Raw genomic sequence first — 6408 nt, forward strand, 5'->3', positions numbered from 1 at the left:
CCTGTGGGTACCCGTCTGGTGGTGGGCAGTGGGCTTGTTCGTCGCCGGTCTGCTCGCCGCGGAGGTGCACATGGGTGCGCCGGGCCTGCGCGCGTGGCTGCCGTACGTCCTTCTACTGCCCCTGCCCGTGTGGGGACTCGTCTGGCTCAGCCGTCTCCGCGTCGAGGTCGTCGAGGAACCGGACGGTGTCCACCTGCGGGTCGGACAGGCGCACCTGCCGCTGGATGTCATCTCGCGGGTCGCCGAGGTACCCGGTTCGGCGAAGAGTGCGGCGCTCGGTCGTCAGCTCGACCCCGCCGCCTTCGTGCAACACCGGGTGTGGGTCAAGCCGATGGCACTGATCGTGCTCGACGACCCCGAGGACCCGACCCCCTACTGGTTGATCAGCACACGACGGCCGGCCGAATTGCTGGCCGCCGTCAACCGTGCCCGCCCGCATACGGACGGAGACTGATCGGACGGTGGGCCTCCCACCGTCCGCCTCTCGTACTCGCCGCCGCTCAGGCTGCGCAGTCCCTGCACACCAGTACTCCGCCCGCGTCGCTGGCGAGTCGGCTGCGGTGGTGCACCAGGAAACAGCTCGAACACGTGAACTCGTCGGCCTGCTTCGGCACGACCCGCACCGAGAGCTCTTCACCGGACAGATCCGCGCCGGGCAGTTCGAACGATTCCGCGGTGTCGGACTCGTCCACGTCGACAACAGCCGACTGAGCCTCGTTGCGTCGCGCCTTCAGTTCCTCCAGCGAATCCTCCGAAACCTCGTCGGACTCTGTTCGCCGCGGTGCGTCGTAGTCAGTTGCCATGTCGCCTTCCCCTCATCCTCTTCGGTGTATCCCGGCCCGTGCGGTACGTCGAACCGATTGCTGGTCGACCGTCCACACGAAAACCGCCTCGGCGCAGATCACACCCTGCGGCTGCACAACGCTGCAGCGGATGGGTTCGTGCCCGGAACCAGGCTCCGGAAACATGATCTACGCCTCATTTGTCATCTTCTGCCGACCCTCGTCCTGCACGCTTTGAACGACTGGGGCCGCCAGACAGTAGCCGAAGGAAGTACAAAAGTCGTAACCGAATCGACCGATCGCGCAAATTGTCTGCTAATCGTCACCAACACCACAGCAAGCTGTGACATTCCACAACGGGGACGGGTTCGGGGTTATGACGTGCCCGGGATCTAAGGTAGGTGCCGAACCTGCGCCACGACGTGTGGCCGGGCCCTGTATCGGTGCGCAGTACGGGTGCAACGTACGAAGCGCAGTTCGTAGGAGAGGTCGAGGCACACTGTGGTTTCACTGATCACCGAAGGCAGCCCGCTCGACGACAAGGGTCGTCCGTTCCGGCGGCGGCGGGCGCTGCCGATCCTCGTGGTGTTCGCGGTCCTCGCCCTGCTCGGGGCCGTCGTGTGGGCCGGCGTCCTCGGCGACGACGAGGATCTGGCCACCACGGTCGACTGCAACCCTCCGCAGCCGGCCGCGCAACCCGTCGACCCCGCCGCCCCGCCGCAGCAGGCGCTGGGCGAAAAGGTCGACGGTTCGACCCTGCGGGACGTGGAGCCTGCCGCGCTGTCCGCCACGAAGGTGCGTGTGTTCAACGCCAACGGCGAGCACGGCCAGGCGGCGCAGGTGGCCGCACAGCTCAGCGACTACGGGTTCGCGAGCGCACCCGACGTCCAGGCGGGCAACGACCCGGTCTACGTCGACCAGAACATGCAGTGCCAGGGCCAGCTGCGGTTCGGTCCCAACGGTGCCGCCGCCGCCAGCGCGCTCTGGCTGGTGGCCCCGTGCGCCGAACTCATCCAGGACACCCGCACCGACGACACGGTCGACCTCGCGCTCGGCACCTACTTCCGCAAGATCTCGCCGAACACCGACGCCGAAGAGGTCCTGCGGTCCCTGAAGGATCCGCCGCCCGGAAGCCAGCCCGCCCCCCTCGACATCGACCTGCTGAAGGCGGCGCGCACCGCCCGCTGCTGACCGGCGGTCACCGTTCCGGGATCGGGGCGTCCACCCCGATCTCGGCGAACAGCGCGTCCAGCGCGTCGGCGATGCCGGGGGCCGCGGCCACCACCACGTCGCCGTCCGCACTCGACGTCTGCGGGGAAGGGATTCGCACGCGGGCCCCCGCCTCGGTCGCGATCAGCGACCCCGCGGCCCAGTCCCACGGGCTCAGCCCGTGTTCGAAATGCGCGTCGACACGGCCGGCCGCGACCATGCACAGATCGAGGGCCGCCGAGCCGATCCGGCGGATGTCCCGCACCCTCGGCAGGATGTCCGCGATGAGGGCGCCCTGCGCCTTGCGCCGCGCTGCGCCGTACCCGAATCCGGTGGCGAGCAACGCCATCGACACGTCGGTGACCGGGTTGCACCGGAGGTCGCTCACCCGCCCGTCCGCGTCGGTGAGGGTGGCCCCGCCGCCGCGTGCCGCCGCGTAGGTCGATCGGGCCGCCACGTCGACCACGGCCCCGGCGACGGACACCCCGTCGATCTGGGCCGCCACGGAGACCGCGTACGCGGGGACGCCGTACAGAAAGTTCACGGTGCCGTCGATCGGATCCACGATCCACCGCACCTCGGCGACGGAATCCTCCTCTCCCCCACCTTCTTCGCCGAGGATCGCGTCGTCGGGGCGAAGCTCCGCGAGCCGGTCGCGGATGACCTGCTCGCTCTCGGTGTCGACCACCGTGACCGGGTCGGTCGGGGTGCTCTTCGAGGCGACGGCATCTCCGGATCCCGCTCGCTTCCCGACGATTCCGAAGACCTCGGGCCGTCGCGCCCGGACGTGGGCGGCGGCTTCCTCGGCCACCGCCACGGCGACCTCGAGCAGTCGCCTGGGGTCGGTGCCGACATGGCCTGGCGCGGACTCTGAACTCTGGGGTGCATGCACCCACCCATCGGAACACACTTTCGCTGCCTCACACCACCGCTGACGGTTCGCACGGCTGGTGTCATCGCCCACCGAACACGCGTCGACACACTAGTGTGACGAGCAGCAGAAGAGCGCCGGAGAACACGTCGTCGTCGACACGAAGGAGCACACGCCATGACCAAAACGGGGTTCGGTGTCGACGTCGGAGGCAGTGGCGTCAAGGGTGGCGTCGTGGATCTCGAGACGGGCCAGCTGGTCGGGGACCGCATCAAACTCCTCACTCCCCAGCCGTCCACTCCGGAGGCGGTCGCGGAGACCGTCGCCGAGATCATCCGCCAGGCAGAATGGGACGGACCGGTCGGTATCACCCTGCCGAGCGTCGTCACCGGCGGTGTGGCGCGATCCGCCGCCAACATCGACAAGAAGTGGATCGGGACGGACGCCCGCGCGCTGTTCTCCGAGGCACTCGGCGGCCGGCTCGTTACCGTCCTCAACGACGCGGATGCGGCGGGGATCGGGGAGGACGCGCTCGGCGCAGGCAAGGACGCGAAGGGGGTCGTCATCCTCCTCACGTTCGGCACCGGCATCGGCTCGGCGATCCTCCACGACGGCGTCCTGCTTCCCAACACCGAGTTCGGGCACATGGAGGTGGACGGCAAGGAAGCCGAGCACCGGGCGGCGTCCTCGGTCAAGGAGAAGAAGGACCTGTCGTACAAGGAATGGGCCGGCGAAGTGAGCCGCGTCCTCACCCGGTTCGAGAACCTCCTGTGGCCGGATCTGTTCATCGCCGGCGGCGGAATCAGCCGGAAGAACGAGAAGTGGATCCCGCATCTGACCAACAGGACACCCGTCGTACCTGCTGCGCTGCTGAATACGGCGGGCATCGTCGGTGCTGCGCTCGCAGTGGAAACGGGCATCGCTCCGTAACTAATTCGGATGGGTCGTTACAATGGAAGAGCCCGGCTGCGCGCCGGCGAAACCAGTAGACCTCTCCGCCGGATGACCACTCTGGCGTGACGCCGCACGACACCGTCACGAAAGGGCGTACGTGGCAGCCACCGATACACGTCAGACTGCTGATTCGACTTCGGAGTCAGGACCGGAAGCACCAGTCGGAGCGGCAGCCACCGGCACCGCTCCGGCAGCCGAGGAAGCTCCCGCGAAGAAGCCGGCGGCCAAGAAGGCTCCCGCCAAGAAGGCAGCAGCGAAGAAGGCCCCCGCCAAGAAGGCGGCGGCCAAGAAGGCGGGCGGCAAGAAGGCCACGGCCGGTAAGGGTGCGGACGGCGAAGACCTCGACGAAGACTCCGCCGACATGGAGGACATCGACATCACCGAGGGCGATCTCGCCGAGGTCGAGTCCGATGTCGTCGAGGTCGTCGCAGTCGGCGAGGACGAGGAGACCGAGGAGCCGTCCGAGAAGGACAAGGCCTCCGGCGACTTCGTGTGGGACGAGGAGGAGTCCGAAGCGCTCCGCCAGGCCCGCAAGGACGCCGAACTGACCGCGTCCGCCGACTCGGTCCGTGCCTACCTCAAGCAGATCGGCAAGGTCGCCCTCCTCAACGCCGAAGAGGAGGTCGAGCTCGCCAAGCGGATCGAGGCCGGGCTCTACGCGACCCAGATCATGCAGGAACTGTCCGATTCCGGCGAGAAGCTCCCCGCCGCCCAGCGCCGGGACATGAGCTGGATCTGCCGCGACGGAAACCGCGCCAAGAACCACCTCCTCGAGGCGAACCTCCGCCTCGTCGTGTCGCTCGCCAAGCGCTACACCGGCCGCGGCATGGCCTTCCTCGACCTGATCCAGGAAGGCAACCTGGGCCTCATCCGTGCCGTCGAGAAGTTCGACTACACCAAGGGCTACAAGTTCTCGACCTACGCCACGTGGTGGATCCGTCAGGCCATCACCCGCGCGATGGCCGACCAGGCCCGCACCATCCGCATCCCGGTGCACATGGTCGAGGTCATCAACAAGCTCGGCCGCATCCAGCGTGAACTCCTGCAGGACCTGGGCCGTGAGCCCACTCCCGAAGAGCTCGCCAAGGAAATGGACATCACGCCCGAGAAGGTGCTGGAAATCCAGCAGTACGCTCGTGAGCCCATCTCCCTCGACCAGACGATCGGCGACGAGGGCGACAGCCAGCTCGGCGACTTCATCGAGGACTCCGAGGCCGTCGTCGCCGTCGACGCCGTGTCGTTCACCCTTCTGCAGGATCAGCTGCAGTCGGTGCTCGAGACGCTCTCCGAGCGTGAAGCGGGCGTCGTGCGCCTGCGCTTCGGCCTGACCGACGGTCAGCCCCGCACCCTCGACGAGATCGGGCAGGTCTACGGGGTCACGCGTGAGCGCATCCGTCAGATCGAGTCCAAGACCATGTCGAAGCTGCGCCACCCGTCCCGGTCGCAGGTGCTGCGCGACTACCTGGACTGACGAACACACCTCGATGCCCCCGGACTCCGAGCGAGTCCGGGGGCATCGTCGTCTGTGTCTCGCTACGCGCTGGTGCGGACCCGGATCCAGGCCCCTGCCACCGGTTCGACCACCCGTGCCGCCACCGGGCCGATGACGGCCATCAGGAGCACGTACGCGGTGGCGAGTGCCACGAGTTCGCTCTCCACCGCTCCGGCCGACAATGCCAGGCCTGCGATGACGATGGAGAACTCGCCGCGCGCGATCAGCGCGACCCCCGCCCGGGCCCGGCCCAGCCGCCCGACGCCCTGCTGTTTCGCCGCCCAGGCGCCGGTGACCATCTTCGTCAGCGCGGTGACCACGGCGAGCAGGACGGCCCAGCCGAGAACCGGTGGAATCGCCCGGGGGTCGGTGTTGAGTCCGAACACCACGAAGAACATCGCGGCGAACAGATCGCGGAGCGGTTCGAGGACGCGGCTCGCGTTGTGGGCGGTCGTACCGGAGATCGCGATCCCCAGCAGGAACGCCCCCACGGCGGCCGACACCTGCATCGCCGAACTGATCCCCGCGACGAGGAGCGCGGCGCCGAGCAGTTTCAGGAGCAGCGTCTCGCTGTCCGGGCTGTCCAGCAGGGCGGACACGTAGCGGCCGTACCGCAGTGCGATCACGAGGACGACCGAGATGACGACGAGGGAGATGCCCACCGCCTCGAGTCCACCGGCGAAACTGACGCCGGCGAGCAGCGCCGTCAGAATGGGCAGATACACGGCCATCGCGAGGTCCTCGAACACGAGAATCGAGAGCACGACCGGCGTTTCACGGTTACCGAGCCGACCCAGGTCGCTCAGCACCTTCGCGATGATGCCCGACGACGAGATGTAGGTGACGCCGGCCATCACAACCGCGCCGGTGGGTCCCCACCCCAGCATCAGTGCGACGACCGCTCCGGGCGCGGCATTGAGAACGGCGTCCACGACCCCGGCCATCCACGACCGTCGCAGCCCGGTGACGAGTTCCGACGCGGTGTATTCCAGCCCCAGCAGCAGCAGGAGGAGGACCACCCCGATCTCGGCCGCCAAGTGACTGAACTCGCTGATGTCGCCGAGGTTGACGAATCCGCCGCTGCCGAAGCAGAGTCCGCC

Annotated in this window: 7 protein-coding genes; 4 read left to right on the forward strand and 3 right to left on the reverse strand. The window is 68.1% G+C overall.

From position 1 onward, the window contains the following. Nucleotide 1: 1 nt before the first annotated feature. Nucleotides 2-454, forward strand: coding sequence for a DUF3093 domain-containing protein (locus tag AC1D1G_RS39790; protein ID WP_477956340.1), 453 nt, complete (start codon nt 2-4; stop codon nt 452-454). 46 nt (nt 455-500) lie between these two features. Here the strand turns inward: AC1D1G_RS39790 and AC1D1G_RS39795 are convergent, their stop codons facing one another. After that, entirely contained in the window at nt 501-803 is a 303-nt protein-coding gene (locus AC1D1G_RS39795) for a DUF4193 domain-containing protein (protein ID WP_005240850.1), read from the reverse strand. A gap of 480 nt (nt 804-1283) precedes the next feature. Between AC1D1G_RS39795 and cei the strand changes: the two genes are divergently transcribed. After that, on the forward strand, nt 1284-1973 hold the full coding sequence (cei, locus tag AC1D1G_RS39800; RefSeq protein WP_105414591.1) for an envelope integrity protein Cei: 690 nt from the start codon (nt 1284-1286) through the stop codon (nt 1971-1973). Between the two features lie 7 nt (nt 1974-1980). Here cei and AC1D1G_RS39805 read toward each other — a convergent pair whose 3' ends face one another. Further along, nucleotides 1981-2883: an inositol monophosphatase family protein gene (locus AC1D1G_RS39805; RefSeq protein WP_477956341.1), complete on the reverse strand. Its 903-nt coding sequence runs from the start codon at nt 2881-2883 to the stop codon at nt 1981-1983. A gap of 156 nt (nt 2884-3039) precedes the next feature. Between AC1D1G_RS39805 and ppgK the strand changes: the two genes are divergently transcribed. Both ppgK and AC1D1G_RS39815 read left to right on the forward strand, forming a co-directional pair. Then, complete coding sequence (ppgK, locus tag AC1D1G_RS39810; protein WP_283331910.1) at nt 3040-3792, forward strand: polyphosphate--glucose phosphotransferase; 753 nt, start codon at nt 3040-3042, stop codon at nt 3790-3792. Between the two features lie 121 nt (nt 3793-3913). Further along, the gene (locus tag AC1D1G_RS39815; RefSeq protein ID WP_105414588.1) at nt 3914-5287 is read left to right on the forward strand and encodes an RNA polymerase sigma factor; all 1374 of its coding nucleotides are present in this window, start codon (nt 3914-3916) and stop codon (nt 5285-5287) included. 62 nt (nt 5288-5349) lie between these two features. Here AC1D1G_RS39815 and AC1D1G_RS39820 read toward each other — a convergent pair. Beyond that, nucleotides 5350-6408, reverse strand: a 1059-nt coding sequence (locus AC1D1G_RS39820) for a cation:proton antiporter (RefSeq protein ID WP_477956342.1), incomplete at its 5' end; no start/stop codon positions are given.

The sequence above is a fragment of the Rhodococcus sp. P3_B8 genome, from assembly GCF_056402775.1.